The organism is Streptococcus pseudopneumoniae ATCC BAA-960 = CCUG 49455 (assembly GCF_002087075.1).
Lineage (GTDB): Bacteria > Bacillota > Bacilli > Lactobacillales > Streptococcaceae > Streptococcus > Streptococcus pseudopneumoniae.
Genome location: NZ_MWSM01000046.1, coordinates 14,301 through 31,852, shown reverse-complemented (window position 1 = coordinate 31,852; position 17,552 = coordinate 14,301). Strand labels below are relative to the sequence as shown.

Below are 17,552 nucleotides of genomic sequence, written 5' to 3'. Positions count from 1 at the left end.
ATAAAGTCGGGATTATATCACGAAAACCTGAAATTTTCTTGTTCCCTGTAACACTTTTGAAATAAAAATCGCTTACATTTCTAGCTGTCTCTCTCACTATTTTTAGGAAAATATGGTATAATACCAAAGATTGAGGTGAATTATGGAATACAAATTATTTGAAGAATTTATTACCCTCCAAGCACTACTCAAAGAACTTGGAATTACACATAGCGGAGGAGCTATTAAATCATTTCTCTCTGAACATTCTGTTTACTTTAATAGGGAATTAGAGAGTCGTCGTGGAAAAAAACTTCGTATTGGCGATAAAGTTGACATCCCTGACATGAACATTGACATCTTGTTGACACAACCTACTTCTGAAGAACAAGATGAATACCAAGCTGATAAAGTTGAAAAAGAACGGATCGCTAAACTTGTCAAAAAGATGAATAAGGGAGTTAAAAAAGACAAATCGAAACCTGCTTCATCACCAAAAAGCAAACAAGCTCCACGATTCCCTGGTAGATAATCATGTGGCTACAACACCTATCTCTCAAAACTTTTCGTAACTACAAAGAGACGAAAATAGACTTTAATCCTAAATTAAATGTCTTTTTAGGACGTAATGCACAAGGTAAAACAAATATGTTAGAGGCTATCTATTTTTTAGCCTTAACACGTAGCCATCGAACTCGAACAGATAAAAATCTCATTCATTTTGATGAGGAACAACTTCATCTTTCAGGTCTCGTTCAGAAAAAAACGGGATCTATTCCTCTCGAAATTGAACTAACACAAAAAGGACGTGTTACAAAAGTTAATCACTTAAAACAGGCACGACTTTCAGACTATGTAGGACACATGAATGTTGTCTTATTTGCTCCTGAAGATTTACAACTAATTAAAGGGGCACCTTCAGTTCGACGAAAATTCATTGATATGGAGCTTGGGCAAATTAAGCCAATCTATTTATCAGATTTAACCAATTATAACCACATCCTAAAACAAAGAAACACTTACCTAAAATCAGCTCAAAAAATAGATGAAACCTTCCTTTCAGTCTTAGATGATCAGCTAGTTGATTATGGATGTCGTGTAATGAATCACCGCTTAGATTTCATAAAAAAACTAGAGCATTTTGGTCGTAAGAAACATTTTGAACTTTCTAATCAGATTGAAGAACTGTCACTATCCTATCAATCTTCTGTAAAGATAACTGACAAAGAAGACTTATCAGAATCTTTCAAAATTGCTTTAGAAAAAAGTAGATCCAGAGATTTATTTAAAAAGAATACTGGTGTCGGTCCTCATCGAGATGACATTTCTTTTTATATAAATGGGATGGATGCTAGTTTCGGAAGTCAAGGGCAACATCGTAGTCTCGTCCTTTCTATAAAATTAGCAGAAATCGAATTAATGGAAAGTATTACTACAGAATCTCCGATATTATTGCTTGACGATGTGATGAGTGAACTTGACAACACTAGACAACTAAAATTATTAGAAACGATTTCTCATTCAATCCAAACCTTTATCACAACAACAAGCTTAGACCATCTTCAAAATCTGCCAGAAAATCTAAGTATTTTCACTATTCAAGATGGTAAAGTTGTTGTAAATAAAACTTAACAGCATTGTAAAAGAACTCCTGTTTTCGCAGGAGTTCTTTTCATTTCTTTTACATAGAATAATTTGGTGCCTCATTCGTAATTTGTACATCGTGAGGGTGGCTTTCTTTCAAACCAGCACCAGACATTTCAATAAATTGAGCATTATCGTGTAGTTCTTTAAGGTTAGCTGCACCACAGTAACCCATACCAGAGCGAATACCACCAATCATTTGGAAGACAATATCAGCTGCCGCACCTTTATAAGCAACACGACCTTCAATTCCTTCTGGAACAAGTTTGTTTGCTTCATTAACAGAACCTTGGAAGTAACGATCGCTTGAACCTTTCTTCATAGCAGCAATTGATCCCATACCACGGTAAGTCTTGAACTTACGTCCTTGGAAGATTTCAGTTTCACCTGGTGCTTCATCAGTTCCAGCAAACATTGATCCAAGCATAACAGCATTTCCACCTGCAGCAAGGGCTTTTACAATATCTCCAGAATACTTGATTCCACCGTCAGCAATAATCGTTTTTCCATATTCACGCGCAACAGCTGCAGCATCGTAGATAGCTGTTACTTGCGGAACACCAACACCAGCAATCACACGAGTAGTACAGATAGAACCTGGTCCAATCCCAACCTTGACAACGTCCACACCTGCTTCGTAAAGTGCGCGCGCTCCTTCAGCAGTAGCAATATTTCCAGCAATCAAAGTACGATCTGGGAAGTGAGCACGAATCTCAGCAATTTTACGCAAGACACCTGCAGAATGACCATGTGCAGTATCAATAACAATCGCATCCGCTCCTGCCTCAAAAAGAGCCTCTGCACGTTCAAATGTATCTGAAGTAACACCTACTGCACCTGCAACTAGAAGACGACCAAACTCATCTTTAGCAGCATTTGGAAACTCAATAACTTTTTCAATATCTTTGATAGTAATCAAGCCAGAAAGACGACCTTCTTCATCTACCAACGGAAGTTTTTCAATACGGTGTTCTTGAAGAATATTCTCAGCTGTTGCAAGGTCTGTACCCACAGGAGCAGTAACAAGATTTTCACTAGTCATATGGTTTGAGATTGGTTGGTTATAATCTGAAATAAAACGAAGATCTCGGTTTGTCAAAATACCAACCAATTTACGATTTTCAAGTGTTTCAACAACTGGAACACCACTGATGCGGTAACGACCCATAAGCTCATCTGCTTCAGCAATTGTATGTTCAGGTGTCAAGAAGAACGGATCAATAATAACTCCATTTTCAGAACGTTTTACCTTACGAACCTCGTCTGCTTGTTGAGCAATTGACATGTTTTTATGGATAACTCCGAGACCGCCTGCACGAGCAATAGCAATAGCCATTTGACTCTCTGTAACTGTGTCCATGGCAGCGGTAATAATTGGGATATTTAAAGTCAGATTATCTGCCAATTTAGTTGTTAAATCTGCATCGTTAGGCAACACATGACTTTCAGCTGGAATAAGTAATACATCATCAAAGGTAAAACCTTTTTTCAAAAATTTAGTGTCCCAATTAGACATTCGAAGTTTCCTCTTTTCTTTCTTTTTGAGCTTGACTCTTTTTATATTGTATCTATCATACCATTCTATAAAAATTTGTCAAATGTTACAGGGGTAAATAAAAAACTATCTTTTCTTCGAGATAGAAATGATAGTTTCTTGTAAAATAAACTTAGTTAAAGTAATGAAGTCCCATTGCTCCTTTAACCTCAGATAGGGTTTGACCTGCAACTTCACGCGCTCTTTCACTACCTTTTTGAAGCATATTATAAACTTCTCCCATATCCTTAGCAAATTCGATACGGCGCTCACGAATAGGACCCAGTTCACGTTCTAATATTTCAAGTAGATAACGCTTGGTCTTCACATCACCAAGACCACCTCGTTGATAATGTTCTTTCATTTCAGCAATTTCTTGAGCATCTTCTGGGCGACCAAAAACATCTAGATAATGGAAAACCATATTTCCTTCAATTTTACCTGGATCCTCAACGCGGATATGATCTGGGTCTGTATACATACTCATTACTTTTTTACGCAAAGTATCCGCATCATCAGCTAAATAAATACCGTTATTGAGTGATTTAGACATTTTAGCATTCCCATCTAAACCAGGCAAACGCCCTGCTCTCTCATTTTCTGGATAAATACCTTCCGGTTCTACCAAGACATCACAGTTATATGCATTGTTAAAAGAACGAACAATTTCACGAGTTTGCTCAATCATTGGTTTCTGATCTGTCCCAACAGGAACATAGTTAGCCTTGAAAGCTGTGATGTCAGCTGCTTGAGCTATTGGATAGACCAAGAATCCTGTCGGAATGCTTTCTCCAAATCCTTTCTGAGCAATTTCTGTCTTGACAGTTGGATTACGCTCCAGACGTGCTAATGAAACCAGATTCATATAATACATAGACAACTCAGCCAGCTCTGGAATCTGGCTTTGAATAAAGATAGTTGATTTACTTGGATCCAATCCAACTGCAAGATAATCCAAAGCCACATTTCCGATAGACTCTACAATGGTTTGAGGATCTTTGGCATGATCTGTCAAGGCTTGTTGGTCAGCCAAGAACACAAACATATCATACTTATCCTCTTCCTGTAATAATACTCGATTTTTGAGACTTCCAACATAATGTCCAATATGCAATTTTCCTGTTGGACGGTCTCCTGTTAAAATAATGGGTTTAGTCATTTTGTTCTCCTTCGATATAGTCCCTTCAATTATAGCATTTTTTTAATGAAATAACCGCAATTTATCAAAATAAATCAACCTTACTATTCACGGATTTGTGTAAAGTATGCTGTAAAATTAATTTACACAAAATTGACAGATAAAAATTTGAATATTTCCGTATTTTCTAGTAGAATAAATATATTACACATATAGGAGAAAAACATTGCTTACAGTATCTGATGTTTCACTACGTTTTAGTGATCGCAAACTTTTTGATGATGTCAATATCAAATTTACAGAAGGAAATACTTACGGATTAATCGGTGCTAATGGTGCCGGAAAATCAACCTTTTTAAAAATTTTAGCCGGAGATATCGAACCTACTACTGGTCACATCTCTCTTGGTCCAGATGAACGTCTCTCTGTTCTTCGTCAAAATCACTTTGACTATGAAGATGAACGTGCCATTGATGTTGTTATCATGGGAAATGAAAAACTTTATAGCATCATGAAAGAGAAAGATGCTATCTACATGAAGGAAGATTTCTCAGACGAGGACGGGGTTCGTGCTGCCGAACTCGAAGAAGAGTTTGCTGAGCTTGGAGGCTGGGAAGCAGAAAGCGAAGCCTCTCAACTCCTTCAAAACCTAAACATTCCAGAAGAATTACACTACCAAAACATGAGCGAATTGGCCAACGGTGAGAAAGTAAAGGTTCTCCTTGCCAAAGCACTTTTTGGTAAACCAGATGTTCTTCTCTTGGACGAGCCTACCAACGGTTTAGACATCCAATCAATTACATGGTTAGAAGACTTCTTGATTGACTTTGATAACACAGTTATCGTAGTATCCCACGACCGTCACTTCTTAAACAAAGTATGTACTCACATGGCCGACCTTGACTTTGGAAAAATCAAACTCTATGTCGGAAACTACGACTTCTGGAAGGAATCTTCTGAACTCGCTGCTAAATTGCTAGCAGACCGTAATGCTAAAGCAGAAGAAAAAATTAAACAATTGCAAGAATTCGTTGCTCGTTTCTCTGCTAATGCTTCTAAATCAAGACAAGCAACATCACGTAAGAAAATGCTTGATAAGATTGAACTAGAAGAGATTGTACCATCTAGTCGTAAATATCCATTTATTAACTTTAAAGCGGAGCGTGAAATAGGTAATGATCTCCTGACAGTAGAAAATCTAACTGTAAAGATTGATGGTGAGACTATTTTAGATAATATCAGTTTTATCTTGCGTCCAGGTGATAAGACAGCGCTTATTGGTCAAAATGACATCCAAACGACTGCATTAATTCGTGCAATCATGGGGGACATTGACTATGAAGGAACTGTCAAGTGGGGAGTAACTACTAGCCGTTCTTACTTGCCAAAAGATAACTCGGCAGATTTTGCAGGAGGAGAGTCAATCCTTGACTGGTTGCGTCAATTCGCAAGTAAAGAAGAAGATGACAATACTTTCCTACGTGGCTTCCTCGGCCGTATGCTCTTCTCTGGAGATGAGGTTAACAAACCTGTAAATGTCTTGTCAGGGGGAGAAAAAGTTCGTGTCATGCTTTCAAAACTCATGCTTTTAAAATCAAATGTCCTTGTACTTGATGATCCAACAAATCACTTGGACTTGGAATCTATCTCAAGCTTGAATGATGGATTGAAAAACTTTAAAGAATCAATCATCTTTGCCAGCCATGACCACGAGTTTATTCAAACTCTAGCTAACCATATCATTGTCTTGTCTAAAAATGGCGTCATTGACCGTATCGATGAAACCTATGATGAATTCCTAGAAAATGCAGAAGTACAAGCAAAAGTTAAAGAACTTTGGAAAGACTAAAAAAATTCAAAACTCAGTTGGGTTAACCAGCTGAGTTTTCTAACATTTTATGAGGTAACATGAAATTATTTTTTAAAACATATTGGATCTATTTTGTTTCTTTCATCATTCCTGTAGTAATTATGATAGGAGTATATCTATCTCAAGGTATCTACTGGAATAGCGACAAATCTCCTCTATTAGGAGATGGCTTTCATCAATACGTTATTTTTGATATAGCTCTAAGAAATATCCTACATGGAAATAGTAGTCTGTTTTACACCTTTACAAGTGGTCTAGGGCTAAACTTCTATGCTCTATCTAGTTATTACTTGGGTAGTTTTCTTTCACCTCTGGTTTACTTTTTTGATCTAACGAATATGCCAGATGCTGTCTATCTGACCACTCTCTTAAAATTTGGATTGATTGGTTTGTCAACTTACTTTAGTTTAAATAAATTATTTCAATCGATTCCTAAGCCTTTAAAACTAGCCTTATCTACTTCCTATACTCTGATGAGTTTCACTGTCAGTCAATTAGAGATAAAAACCTGGCTAGATGTTTTTATCTTGATTCCTTTAATTATAACTGGTTTACATCTACTGATAACTGAAAAGAAACTCCTATTGTACTTTACAAGTCTGTCAATCTTATTTATTCAAAATTATTATTTTGGATATATGACAGTATTGTTTCTTATTTTCTGGTATCTCTGTCAAATTTCGTGGGACTTTAAGACTCGAAAATCATCTGTTCTTGATTTCATAGTTATCTCCTTTTTAGCTGGTATGGCTAGTTTGATTATGACTCTTCCCACTCTGTTTGATTTACAGACACATGGGGAAAAATTGACTGAAGTTACAAAGTTTCAAACTGAAAGTAGCTGGTATCTTGATCTCTTTGCTAAGCAATTCATTGGTTCCTTTGACACAACAAAGTATGGGGCCATCCCAATGATTTTTGTTGGACTACTTCCCTTTATTTTGACCATTTTATTTTTTACGCTGAAATCTATTAAGTTTCACGTGAAACTCATATATGTAATATTCTTTGCATTTCTAATTGCAAGCTTTTACATAGAAGCTCTTGACTTATTTTGGCAAGGTATGCATACTCCAAATATGTTTTTACATCGCTATTCTTGGATTTTCTCTACCTTGTTAATTTACACAGCAGCGGAAGTCTTAAATCGTCTGAAAGAAATTAAAATCTGGAATTTTTTAGTTTCGCTTTTTCTTATAGTAACAGGATTTTTAGCTACCATCTATCTAAAATCACATTATTCTTTTTTAACAGATTTGAATATTCTACTGACTCTTGAATTTTTAGTTGTCTATTCTCTTTTACTCCTTGCAGTTATCAAAAAGTTTATCTCTGTAAATCTATTTGCCATTCTAATCTCTTTATTTATAATGGTTGAAATAAGTTTAAATGCTTCATCTCAAATAGACGGAATTGCTAAAGAATGGGGATTTGCTTCTCGAAGTGCATATAATCGAGATATCCCAGCTATGAAATCTTTCTCAACATATATTGGAAATCAATTTACTCGTACTGAAAAACTAGAGACTCAAACAGGAAATGACAGTATGAAATTCAACTACAATGGAATATCTCAATTTTCATCTGTTCGAAATCGTTCAGCAAGCTCTACTTTGGATAAACTTGGGTTTAAATCCTCTGGGACTAATCTCAATCTACGCTATGCAAATAATAGTATTTTGGCTGATAGTTTATTTGGTATCCAGTACAATATCTCAGACAGTCCTAGTGATAAGTATGGTTTTAAAGATATCTATCAAAAAGATAATCTTACCCTATATGAAAATCAATTCTCTCTTCCGATTGCCTTTGCTAGTCAATCTGTTTACAATGATGTCAAGTTCAATGAACATACTTTAGATAATCAAGCCTCGTTTTTAAATCAACTTGCTAACGTCGATTTTGATTATTTTTCTACAATCCCTTATGACAAAACAGAAAATACTAATGATTTGATTATTGTCACAAGTTCTTCAAATGAGGATGCAGCAATCCAGTATCAAATTGAAGTGCCAGAAAACAGCCAAGTTTATCTTTCTTTCACAAACCTTCACTTTTCTAATGATAAACAAAAAAAGGTTGACATCCTTGTAAATGGAGAAAAGAAAACTTTTACAACTGATAATATCTTCTCCTTCTTTAATCTAGGCTATACAAAAGAGAAAAAAACTTTCAATATCAATGTTAGTTTCCCTGGAAATTCACAAGTATCATTTGAATCTCCTACCTTCTACCGTTTAGATACCAAAACATTCACCGAGGCAATTCAAAAAATTAAAGAACAACCTGTCACAGTATCAACTTCTAAAAACAAGGTCTTTGCTACATATGATGTTAAACAAGATACGTCCATTTTCTTCACCATTCCTTATGACAAAGGTTGGTCTGCCTACCAAGATGGTAAGAAAATAGAAATTAAACAAGCTCAAACTGGATTTATGAAAGTTGAGGTTCCCAAGGGGAAAGGAACTATTACACTCTCCTTCATTCCCAATGGTTTTATTACTGGAGCAATTTGTTCCTTTACTTCTCTCTTACTATTTGGAACCTATAATCACAGACGAAAGTCATCTAAGGCATAAAAAATCGACCAATTAATCGGTCGATTTTTTTAATCTTCTTCCATTTTCTTAGGTTGATAGGCTAGCATACCTAAACCAGTAAATAGAGCTAGTATGGCATCTAGGAAAATGACTTGCTGATGAATATTTCCTGTCATAGAGATTGTTTGTCGTAATCCCGAAACTGAATAACTCATTGGTAACCAAGGACTAATAGTTCTAAAGAAATCATTTGTCAAGGCAAGTGGATAAGTACCGGCACTTGATGCTAACTGTAATAAAAGCAAAATAAGTGAGAAGAAAGCTCCTATACGGCTATTCCATGTTGTTAATGCGGTCACCATGGACATGAATACTAAACTTGTTAGGATAATGAGAATAAATGTTCTCATCTCATGATTAGCCGTTAGACCAATAAGATGAACTCCTCCATATACCAAAATTCCTGCCAAAACAGCTATAATACCATTTATTTCAGCCCGAGATTTCAACCAAGCCCAACGGCTCTCTGGATGACGTCCTGAAGGCAGCTTCGCAAAGATCATATTCGTTGATATTGCTGCAACAAAGAGAGCAACTGATATCATATAAGGAGCCATTGCAATTCCATTTACAGGAACTTGGTCATTGTCTGTTTTGGAAAGATTGAGTGGATTTGACAAAATATCTGCATTTTGAGATTCCGTAGATGCTGATTTGAGTTGATCACTAGCATTACTTAGTCCTTGTCCTAAAGAAGCAACTCCTGTCTGTAAACCTTCCAATCCAGAAGTTAACTTTGTTCCACCTTCTGCTAATTTCCCAGCTCCATCTGCCAATTTATTAGCTCCACTTTCTAATTGAGAAGCACCTGAAAGTAACTGACTGGATTTGTCAGCTAGTCGGCTAGATCCTGACTGCAATTTATCAACTCCTGCTATCAATTCTTGACTCTTTTGATTCAATTGGTTAGAGCCAGTTGATAATTTTTCAATACCAGATACTAATTCTGGAGTTTTTTCAACTAATTGACTAACTCCTGCTGTCAAGCTAGAAGATTTTTGTGTCAAGGTGTTTGAGCCTGAAACTAGTTGATCCAAACTACCTGTCAAGGTGGCATTTTTTTCACTTAGTTTACTTGCTCCCTGAGAAACTTTATCAACACCTGTAGTATATGCGTTTACACCTGATGCAATCGACTGACTATCAGGAACTAATTTGCTAGTAACAGCTCCTTGTATCTCTGTTAATCCACTTGACAATCTTGTCAAAGAAGTAGAAGCAATAGGTAATACTTGATTAGCTTGATTTTTTAAAGTCGCAAGATTAGAAGATTGATTTTGTAAGTTTTCTAAACTTCCCTGTAAACCTTTAACTACAGCTACAATTGACTGTGCTGATTGAATACTATCAGTCGAATTTTGAGATACAGAAGCACTTATTTCAGCTTGTTGCTCACTTGTCAAAGATTGATAAGCTGCTGTCGATTGAATATTGGCTAATGTAGTCGCTTTAGCAGACTGAGCACTTGCTAACATTTGATTAGAAAGAGATACTATACTTGATAAAACAGAATCTAATTGTTTTGTATCTCCAACATCAATATTTTGAATGGCTTGATTTAACTGATTCAGACCAGAAGATAATTGATTAATTTGATCTTTTTTCCCAGACGAAGCATCTAACTTGCTAGAAAGTTGTTGAATCCCTTCACTTAATTGCTCCACCCCTATTCGAAGTGTAGCTGATTGATTAGATAACTGATTAGCACCTGTTGCAAGACTTCCCACTCCATTGGTGTAGGCACTAACACCAGATGAAAATTGATTAAGACCAGCATTAAGCTGAGAAACACCGCCAGTATAGGATTCTACACCAGAATATAACTGATTGATTCCTCCTACTAATTCAGGACTTTTAGAAGATAATTGACCTAATCCGCTATCTAATTGACTCACTGCACCAGTATATGTAACTAAACCACTATTAAAATTCCCTAAGCCAAGATGAAGTTGTTCAACACCAGAGACATAAGAGGATAATCCTTTAGTAAACTGCTCCGTTCCATTTGAAAATGTTAAACTTGAAGCTGCTAAAGAGTGTAGGTTAGTAGTTAATGTTTGACTTCCTGCCACTAACTGATTCGCTCCATCAGTTAATTTTTCAATACCAGAAACTGCTTGACTCATGCCATCCTTTAAATCGACCATTTTGTTAAATAAAGCTTTAGTATAGGTCTTGGTTACATTGGTAGAAACATTCTGCTTTAATTGTGTCATAGCAGAATCACTCATCTTGCTGGCAATAAAGCTATGACCACTTGAAGTCTGATAATCAATTTGCATTTGCTCTGGATGATCCGTTAAAATAGAAGCTGCTTTTTCAGATAAATCACTTGGTAAAGTCACTACCATATAGTAATCGCCATCTTCCAATCCCTTCTTTCCTTCATCTTCATCCACGAAATGAAAATCCAAGGTTTTATTTTCTTTTAAATTGGACACCATGTCTTTTCCTATTGCCATAGTATTATCATTATAGGAAGCCTCTTTATCATTATTGACAACTGCCACAGGTAAGTCAGACACTTGACCATATGGATCCCACATTGATGACAAAAATATGATATTGTACAGAGCTGGAATAAGAGAAATCCCTATCATGACAATAATAAAGGTTGGTTTTTTAAAAATTGCTTTCCATTCTTTAAACATAGTTTCTCCTTTTTTAAACATATTGTCTAAAATTTTGATATAATAGATTATACATTAAAAAATCTAAATTACAAGATAAAAAATCCATTTTTAGACATATAGTCTAATTTGTTTACAAGGAGGAAATATGCAAGAAAGTAACAAACGCTTAAAAACAAAGCGAACTATTGAAAATGCTATGGTACAATTACTAATGGAACAACCATTTGATCAAATTTCTACTGTCAAGTTAGCAGAAAAAGCCGGAATTAGTCGTTCCAGCTTCTATACTCACTATAAGGATAAGTATGATATGATTGAGCACTATCAAAGTAAGCTATTTCATACATTTGAATATATTTTTCAAAAACATGCTCATCACAAAAGAGACGCTATTTTAGAAGTCTTTGAATATCTGGAATCAGAACCACTTCTGGCTGCCCTTCTTTCTGAAAATGGGACCAAAGAAATCCAAAATTTCTTACGAAATAAACTTCATATCATGCTCAGTACAGATTTACAAAAGCGATTTATGCAACTGAATCTCAATACCACTGAATTAGAATATAGTAGTATTTATCTAACTCATGCACTTTTTGGTGTCTGCCAAACTTGGATTGCACACGGAAAAAAAGAAAGTCCTCAAGAAATAACAGACTTCCTTATGAAGATGCTTGGTGATACAAATTGATACAAAAAGAGGAACACAACTGTGTTCCCTTTTATCTATACTCCGCCAGTAGGACTCGAACCTACGACATCATGATTAACAGTCATGCGCTACTACCAACTGAGCTATGGCGGATAAAATAGTCCGTACGGGATTCGAACCCGTGTTACCGCCGTGAAAAGGCGGTGTCTTAACCCCTTGACCAACGGACCTTCTATCTGTAGCAGATATAACCATTATATCAATTTCTTGCTAATTGTCAATCACTTTTGAGATTTTTTCTCTAAAATATCTTTTAATTTTCTAATTTTTAATCTTGAAATAGGACAACGATGGTCTTCATAGAAAACAATTTCTAAGTTTTTTCGATCAATTTCTCTAATATTGCCTATATTTACCAAAAATGATTTATGAGGAGAATAAAATCGCTGAGTATGTTTGTCCTTTTCCTGAATATCTGTCATTGTTCCATAGAACTCTTTTGCAAAATTCTTACCAATAATGCGCAATTTATGAGAGACACCTGTTGTTTCAATATACAAAATATCATGGTAAGGAATTTTTAAATCATTTCCCTTGTAATTGTAATCAAAATAATCTACAACATCTTCATTTTCAAGTAACATACTTTTAGTATAGAAGATATTTTGCTCAATTCTCTTCTTAAACATCTCATCATTGATATCCTTATCAACAAAATCTAAGGCTGATACCTGGTATTTATAGGTTAGAGTCGCAAACTCTGATCGACTGGTGATAAAGACGATAATAGCGTAAGGATTGTAATGACGAATGAGCTGAGCCACTTCAAATCCCTTTTTCTCAATTCCATGAATATCAATATCTAGGAAATAAAGCTGATTTACTTCATCGTTTTCAATGTATTCTTCAAATTCACGGACTTTTCCTGTTGTCTTGTATGATATTGGAATATTCGATTCTTTCGAAATTTCATCCAATATTCTCTCTAGTCTCACTTGATGTTCAATAACATCTTCTAAAATTAAAACTTTCATTCAAATTCCCTCTTACATCTAATGATTTGTCTAAATGTACTGCCTTCCATCTCTGTTTCTAAAATAATATTGTTGTACTTATCTAGTAGTTCCTTCACATTATTTAATCCGACTCCGCGATTTCTTCCCTTAGTGGAGAATCCTAAGGCAAATAGATTTCCTGAAGGAGTCATCGTCATTTTACATGAATTCTGAATCACAATCACTGTTTCAGTTTCCATCTTAATAACTGCTACTTCCATCTGCTTTTTATAACTATCAGCCGATCCTTCGACAGCATTGTTCAATAAAACACTCATAATACGAACCAAATCCAATAGTTCAATTGGGAGCTTGGTAATCGTATCTTTTACTTCCAGTGTAAACTCTACACCATTATTTCGAGCATAGACAATGGACTGAGCAACCAAACTTCGTAAAGCTGAATCTTCTATGTTGTTCAAATCAAAGTAAGTGTACTTATCTGAACGCAGTTTGTGATTAGCTTTGACCAAAACTTCATTGTAAACTCTGTCAATTTCTTGTAAATCACCACTGTCAATTGCCATCTGCATGCTGACAAGCATTCCAGCATAGTCATGTCGAAACCCACGGATTTCATTATACAAGCCAACAATTTCGTCTGTATAATTCTGTAAATGTTTCTGTTCAAATTTCTTCTGCTTCAAAGCAATCTCTTTTTCCATTTGTTCTTTATGAGAATTCATTGCAAAGAAGGTCAAAAGTAACGAGATAAAAACAATAGATGACAAAATACTTCCAAAACTATTCAAATGTTTAACCGTACTTACCATATCTGAAACGAAAGATACAATATGGAGCAGTAGTAAGGCAAAAAATACTTTTTTCAAGAAAGGATAGAGGTAGTCTTTGTCAAAATAGGCTAGTTCCAAATGGAAATAATGAATGATTTTTAAGACAACAAAATAGGTCAACACCGTTACAACAAAAAAGAATGGGGCATGATATTGTGAAACAAAATTGTCTCCTGTTATAGAAGAGAAAGTTACGGACAGAAAGTTATGAGTGCTCTCATATAAAAGAGATAGTAGTAAACTTAGGAATAGTCCTCTATCCCTCTCATACTGTTTAATCCATCGAAAATAGGAATATAGGCCCAAAGGAAATAAAAATCTTTCAATCACTATTTCATCTAAATATAGAAGATAAAAGGAAAGTTCAAGTACTGCTTCTACTAGTAATGTATAGAGACCAAAAAAATATAGTTCCTTTGATTTTATTTGACCTTTACAAATTAAACGGTAACTGTGACTAATAATTAAAAAATGACCAATAACTGTCCCAAATCCAAATAAATTCATTACTCTTTCCCCTTATTTTATTACTTTTTTCTTGGGAAAATAAAATCACGGAGGATTTTTGGAAGTCTCATTTCCCCACCTTTAATCTTTTGCAAGTCTTTTTCCTTCAAAGATACAAACTGTTCTAATTTAACTGTGTTTTTCATAATAAAATCTCCTAAAATGTTTTTTCTTGTAAGCTAACTTACAAAAACCATTATACAAAATGGAATTTCGTTTTAGATAAAATTCTCTCAACTGTCATTTTTTTCTCCCAAAGTGTACTTTTTTAAGAAAAAAGCCGGGAAAATTCCCAGCTTTGCTATTATATTGATCCCAGCAGGATTCGAACCTGCGACCGTTCGCTTAGAAGGCGAATGCTCTATCCAGCTGAGCTATGAGACCTAACACAATTATTCTACCAAAAATTCAATTAAAAGTCAATTTATTTATGATAGGGTGATCCCTGCTGAATCGTAAAAGCGCGATAGATTTGTTCAACAAGAACTAGTCTCATTAACTGATGGGGCAAGGTTAGGCGACCAAAACTGACAGAAAGATTGGCTCTATTTTTTACAGCTGATGACAATCCTAAACTTCCCCCAATAATAAAGGTAAGAGTAGAAAATCCTTTTATAGAAGCTTCTTCTAACTGCTTACTAAATTCTTCTGAAGAGAACATTTTCCCTTCAATAGCTAATGCAATAACAAAATCACGGTCAGCAACTTTTGATAAAATTCTCTGACCTTCTATTTCTAAAATCTTTTGATTTTCTGATTCACTGGCCTTATCTGGTGTTTTTTCATCTGATAACTCAATCATTTCAAACTTAGCAAATCTAGAAATTCGTTTTGAATACTCTGCGATACCATCTTTTAAATACTTTTCTTTCAGTTTCCCAACTGTTACAACTTTAATTTTCATGACTCTATTCTAACATATTCTCTATTTTTTCACATCTTATTCACAAAATAAAAAATAGATTTCAATTAAGAAAATCACAGCTTCAAAAGAGTTATCCACAGTTTGTGTAAAACTTTTGTGTTTAAGTTATAATTAAGCTAGTCAGTTTATACTTTCAGTAATTCAAACATATGGAGGCAAATATGAAACATCTAAAAACATTTTACAAAAAATGGTTTCAATTATTAGTCGTTATCGTCATTAGCTTTTTTAGTGGAGCCTTGGGTAGTTTTTCAATAACTCAACTAACTCAAAAAAGTAGTGTAAACAACTCTAACAACAATAGTACTATTACACAAACTGCCTATAAGAACGAAAATTCAACAACACAGGCTGTTAATAAAGTAAAAGATGCCGTTGTATCCGTTATTACTTATTCAGCAAATAGACAAAATAGCGTATTTGGCAATGATGAGACTGATACAGATTCTCAGCAAATCTCTAGTGAGGGATCTGGCGTTATTTATAAAAAGAATGATAAAGAAGCTTACATCGTCACCAACAATCACGTTATAAATGGCGCTAGCAAAGTAGATATTCGATTATCAGATGGGACTAAAGTACCTGGAGAAATTGTCGGAGCGGATACTTTCTCTGATATTGCTGTCGTCAAAATCTCTTCAGAAAAAGTGACAACAGTAGCTGAGTTTGGTGATTCTAGCAAGTTAACCGTAGGAGAAACTGCTATTGCCATTGGTAGTCCGTTAGGTTCTGAATATGCAAATACTGTCACTCAAGGTATCGTATCTAGTCTTAATCGAAATGTATCTTTAAAATCTGAAGATGGACAAGCCATTTCTACAAAAGCCATCCAAACTGATACTGCTATTAATCCAGGTAACTCTGGTGGCCCACTGATCAATATCCAAGGACAGGTTATCGGAATTACCTCAAGTAAAATTGCCACAAATGGAGGAACATCTGTAGAAGGTCTTGGTTTTGCAATCCCTGCAAATGATGCTATCAATATTATTGAACAGTTAGAAAAAAACGGAAAAGTGACGCGTCCAGCTTTGGGAATCCAGATGGTTAATTTATCTAATGTGAGTACAAGCGACATCAGAAGACTCAATATTCCAAGTAATGTTACATCTGGTGTAGTTGTTCGTTCGATACAAAGTAATATGCCTGCCAATGGTCACCTTGAAAAATACGATGTAATTACAAAAGTAGATGACAAAGAGATTGCTTCATCAACAGACTTACAAAGTGCTCTTTACAATCATTCTATCGGAGACACCATTAAGATCACTTACTATCGCAACGGTAAAGAAGAAACTACATCTATTAAACTTGACAAGAGTTCAGGTGATTTAGAATCTTAATTGACATCTATGTAAAGAAAGCTTTACATAAGAGAAAAGATGTGTTAGTGTAGAATCATGGAAAAATTTGAAATGATTTCTATCACAGATATACAAAAAAATCCCTATCAACCCCGAAAAGAATTTGATAGAGAAAAACTAGATGAACTAGCACAGTCTATCAAAGAAAATGGGGTCATTCAACCGATTATTGTTCGTCAATCTCCTGTTATTGGTTATGAAATCCTTGCAGGAGAGAGACGCTATCGGGCTTCACTTTTAGCTGGTCTACGGTCTATCCCAGCTGTTGTTAAACAGATTTCAGACCAAGAGATGATGGTTCAGTCCATTATTGAAAATTTACAGAGAGAAAATTTAAACCCAATAGAAGAAGCACGCGCCTATGAATCTCTCGTAGAGAAAGGATTCACCCATGCTGAAATTGCAGATAAAATGGGCAAGTCTCGTCCATATATCAGCAACTCCATTCGTTTACTTTCCTTGCCAGAACAGATTCTCTCAGAAGTAGAAAATGGCAAACTATCACAAGCCCATGCGCGTTCCCTAGTTGGGTTAAATAAGGAACAACAAGACTATTTCTTTCAACGGATTATAGAAGAAGATATTTCTGTAAGGAAGTTAGAAGCTCTTCTGACAGAGAAAAAACAAAAGAAACAGCAAAAAACGAATCATTTCATACAAAATGAAGAAAAACAGTTAAGAAAACTACTCGGATTAGATGTAGAAATTAAACTATCTAAAAAAGACAGTGGAAAAATCATTATTTCTTTTTCAAATCAAGAAGAATATAGTAGAATTATCAACAGCCTGAAATAAGGCTGTTCTTTTATTTTTTTATCTCACAAGGTTATCCACTATGTTTTTCGATAAAAAGCTTA

The 17,552-nt window shown here is 35.0% G+C and carries 14 protein-coding genes and 3 tRNA genes; 7 read left to right on the top strand and 10 right to left on the bottom strand.

The genetic code is table 11. From position 1 onward, the window contains the following. The first annotated feature begins 142 nt into the window (after nucleotides 1-142). Together yaaA and recF are read left to right on the top strand one after the other, a co-directional pair. Nucleotides 143-511: a S4 domain-containing protein YaaA gene (yaaA, locus tag B4W83_RS09695; RefSeq protein ID WP_000455902.1), complete on the top strand. Its 369-nt coding sequence runs from the start codon at nucleotides 143-145 to the stop codon at nucleotides 509-511. Between the two features lie 2 nt (nucleotides 512-513). After that, nucleotides 514-1,611 (top strand): DNA replication/repair protein RecF, encoded by a 1,098-nt coding sequence (gene recF / locus B4W83_RS09690; protein ID WP_000266672.1) that lies wholly within the window; start codon nucleotides 514-516, stop codon nucleotides 1,609-1,611. A gap of 49 nt (nucleotides 1,612-1,660) precedes the next feature. Here recF and guaB read toward each other — a convergent pair whose 3' ends face one another. Both guaB and trpS read right to left on the bottom strand, forming a co-directional pair. Further along, nucleotides 1,661-3,139 (bottom strand): IMP dehydrogenase, encoded by a 1,479-nt coding sequence (guaB, locus tag B4W83_RS09685; RefSeq protein WP_000073412.1) that lies wholly within the window; start codon nucleotides 3,137-3,139, stop codon nucleotides 1,661-1,663. Between the two features lie 151 nt (nucleotides 3,140-3,290). Further along, entirely contained in the window at nucleotides 3,291-4,316 is a 1,026-nt protein-coding gene (gene trpS, locus B4W83_RS09680; protein ID WP_000165458.1) for a tryptophan--tRNA ligase, read from the bottom strand. A 205-nt stretch (nucleotides 4,317-4,521) separates the two neighbouring features. On the opposite strand from trpS, the gene B4W83_RS09675 reads away from it, so the two are divergent. Next, entirely contained in the window at nucleotides 4,522-6,144 is a 1,623-nt protein-coding gene (locus B4W83_RS09675; RefSeq protein WP_000958762.1) for an ABC-F family ATP-binding cassette domain-containing protein, read from the top strand. 59 nt (nucleotides 6,145-6,203) lie between these two features. Next, entirely contained in the window at nucleotides 6,204-8,747 is a 2,544-nt protein-coding gene (locus B4W83_RS09670; protein ID WP_000764972.1) for a YfhO family protein, read from the top strand. Between the two features lie 29 nt (nucleotides 8,748-8,776). Here B4W83_RS09670 and B4W83_RS09665 read toward each other — a convergent pair whose 3' ends face one another. Next, nucleotides 8,777-11,419: a YhgE/Pip domain-containing protein gene (locus tag B4W83_RS09665; protein WP_000472063.1), complete on the bottom strand. Its 2,643-nt coding sequence runs from the start codon at nucleotides 11,417-11,419 to the stop codon at nucleotides 8,777-8,779. Between the two features lie 127 nt (nucleotides 11,420-11,546). Here B4W83_RS09665 and B4W83_RS09660 point away from each other — a divergent pair, with 127 nt between their 5' ends. Further along, nucleotides 11,547-12,089, top strand: coding sequence for a TetR/AcrR family transcriptional regulator (locus tag B4W83_RS09660; RefSeq protein WP_001158275.1), 543 nt, complete (start codon nucleotides 11,547-11,549; stop codon nucleotides 12,087-12,089). Nucleotides 12,090-12,129: 40 nt separating this feature from the next. Here the strand turns inward: B4W83_RS09660 and B4W83_RS09655 are convergent. The 7 genes from B4W83_RS09655 to rlmH all read right to left on the bottom strand — a co-directional run bounded on the left by B4W83_RS09655 (nucleotide 12,130) and on the right by rlmH (nucleotide 15,310). Next, nucleotides 12,130-12,203, bottom strand: a tRNA-Asn gene (locus B4W83_RS09655). 5 nt (nucleotides 12,204-12,208) lie between these two features. Continuing rightward, nucleotides 12,209-12,280 (bottom strand) — tRNA-Glu (locus B4W83_RS09650). 51 nt (nucleotides 12,281-12,331) lie between these two features. Then, nucleotides 12,332-13,084 (bottom strand): competence system response regulator transcription factor ComE, encoded by a 753-nt coding sequence (gene comE / locus B4W83_RS09645; RefSeq protein ID WP_000866065.1) that lies wholly within the window; start codon nucleotides 13,082-13,084, stop codon nucleotides 12,332-12,334. After that, on the bottom strand, nucleotides 13,081-14,406 hold the full coding sequence (gene comD / locus B4W83_RS09640) for a competence system sensor histidine kinase ComD (RefSeq protein ID WP_001048117.1): 1,326 nt from the start codon (nucleotides 14,404-14,406) through the stop codon (nucleotides 13,081-13,083). Before comD ends, comE begins: the two co-directional genes overlap by 4 nt. 20 nt (nucleotides 14,407-14,426) lie before the next feature. Further along, complete coding sequence (gene comC, locus B4W83_RS09635) at nucleotides 14,427-14,552, bottom strand: competence-stimulating peptide ComC (protein WP_000799700.1); 126 nt, start codon at nucleotides 14,550-14,552, stop codon at nucleotides 14,427-14,429. Between the two features lie 164 nt (nucleotides 14,553-14,716). Then, nucleotides 14,717-14,790 (bottom strand) — tRNA-Arg (locus B4W83_RS09630). Nucleotides 14,791-14,830: 40 nt separating this feature from the next. After that, nucleotides 14,831-15,310, bottom strand: coding sequence for a 23S rRNA (pseudouridine(1915)-N(3))-methyltransferase RlmH (rlmH, locus tag B4W83_RS09625; protein ID WP_000695932.1), 480 nt, complete (start codon nucleotides 15,308-15,310; stop codon nucleotides 14,831-14,833). A 182-nt stretch (nucleotides 15,311-15,492) separates the two neighbouring features. Here rlmH and htrA point away from each other — a divergent pair, with 182 nt between their 5' ends. Together htrA and B4W83_RS09615 are read left to right on the top strand one after the other, a co-directional pair. Beyond that, nucleotides 15,493-16,674, top strand: a complete 1,182-nt coding sequence (gene htrA / locus B4W83_RS09620; RefSeq protein WP_000681604.1) for a serine protease HtrA — start codon at nucleotides 15,493-15,495, stop codon at nucleotides 16,672-16,674. A gap of 57 nt (nucleotides 16,675-16,731) precedes the next feature. Further along, nucleotides 16,732-17,490 carry a ParB/RepB/Spo0J family partition protein gene (locus B4W83_RS09615; protein ID WP_000410378.1) on the top strand — a complete coding sequence of 253 codons (759 nt, stop codon included), beginning with the start codon at nucleotides 16,732-16,734 and terminating at the stop codon, nucleotides 17,488-17,490. Nucleotides 17,491-17,552: the final 62 nt, after the last annotated feature.

Bases quoted from the DNA above. Each gene is read 5' to 3' on its own strand.
- comC (WP_000799700.1), bottom strand. From the start codon at position 14,552: ATGAAAAACACAGTTAAATTAGAACAGTTTGTATCTTTGAAGGAAAAA.
- recF (WP_000266672.1), top strand. From the start codon at position 514: ATGTGGCTACAACACCTATCTCTCAAAACTTTTCGTAACTACAAAGAG.
- trpS (WP_000165458.1), bottom strand. From the start codon at position 4,316: ATGACTAAACCCATTATTTTAACAGGAGACCGTCCAACAGGAAAATTG.
- htrA (WP_000681604.1), top strand. From the start codon at position 15,493: ATGAAACATCTAAAAACATTTTACAAAAAATGGTTTCAATTATTAGTC.
- guaB (WP_000073412.1), bottom strand. From the start codon at position 3,139: ATGTCTAATTGGGACACTAAATTTTTGAAAAAAGGTTTTACCTTTGAT.
- B4W83_RS09665 (WP_000472063.1), bottom strand. From the start codon at position 11,419: ATGTTTAAAGAATGGAAAGCAATTTTTAAAAAACCAACCTTTATTATT.
- B4W83_RS09660 (WP_001158275.1), top strand. From the start codon at position 11,547: ATGCAAGAAAGTAACAAACGCTTAAAAACAAAGCGAACTATTGAAAAT.
- rlmH (WP_000695932.1), bottom strand. From the start codon at position 15,310: ATGAAAATTAAAGTTGTAACAGTTGGGAAACTGAAAGAAAAGTATTTA.
- comD (WP_001048117.1), bottom strand. From the start codon at position 14,406: ATGAATTTATTTGGATTTGGGACAGTTATTGGTCATTTTTTAATTATT.
- comE (WP_000866065.1), bottom strand. From the start codon at position 13,084: ATGAAAGTTTTAATTTTAGAAGATGTTATTGAACATCAAGTGAGACTA.
- B4W83_RS09670 (WP_000764972.1), top strand. From the start codon at position 6,204: ATGAAATTATTTTTTAAAACATATTGGATCTATTTTGTTTCTTTCATC.
- yaaA (WP_000455902.1), top strand. From the start codon at position 143: ATGGAATACAAATTATTTGAAGAATTTATTACCCTCCAAGCACTACTC.
- B4W83_RS09615 (WP_000410378.1), top strand. From the start codon at position 16,732: ATGGAAAAATTTGAAATGATTTCTATCACAGATATACAAAAAAATCCC.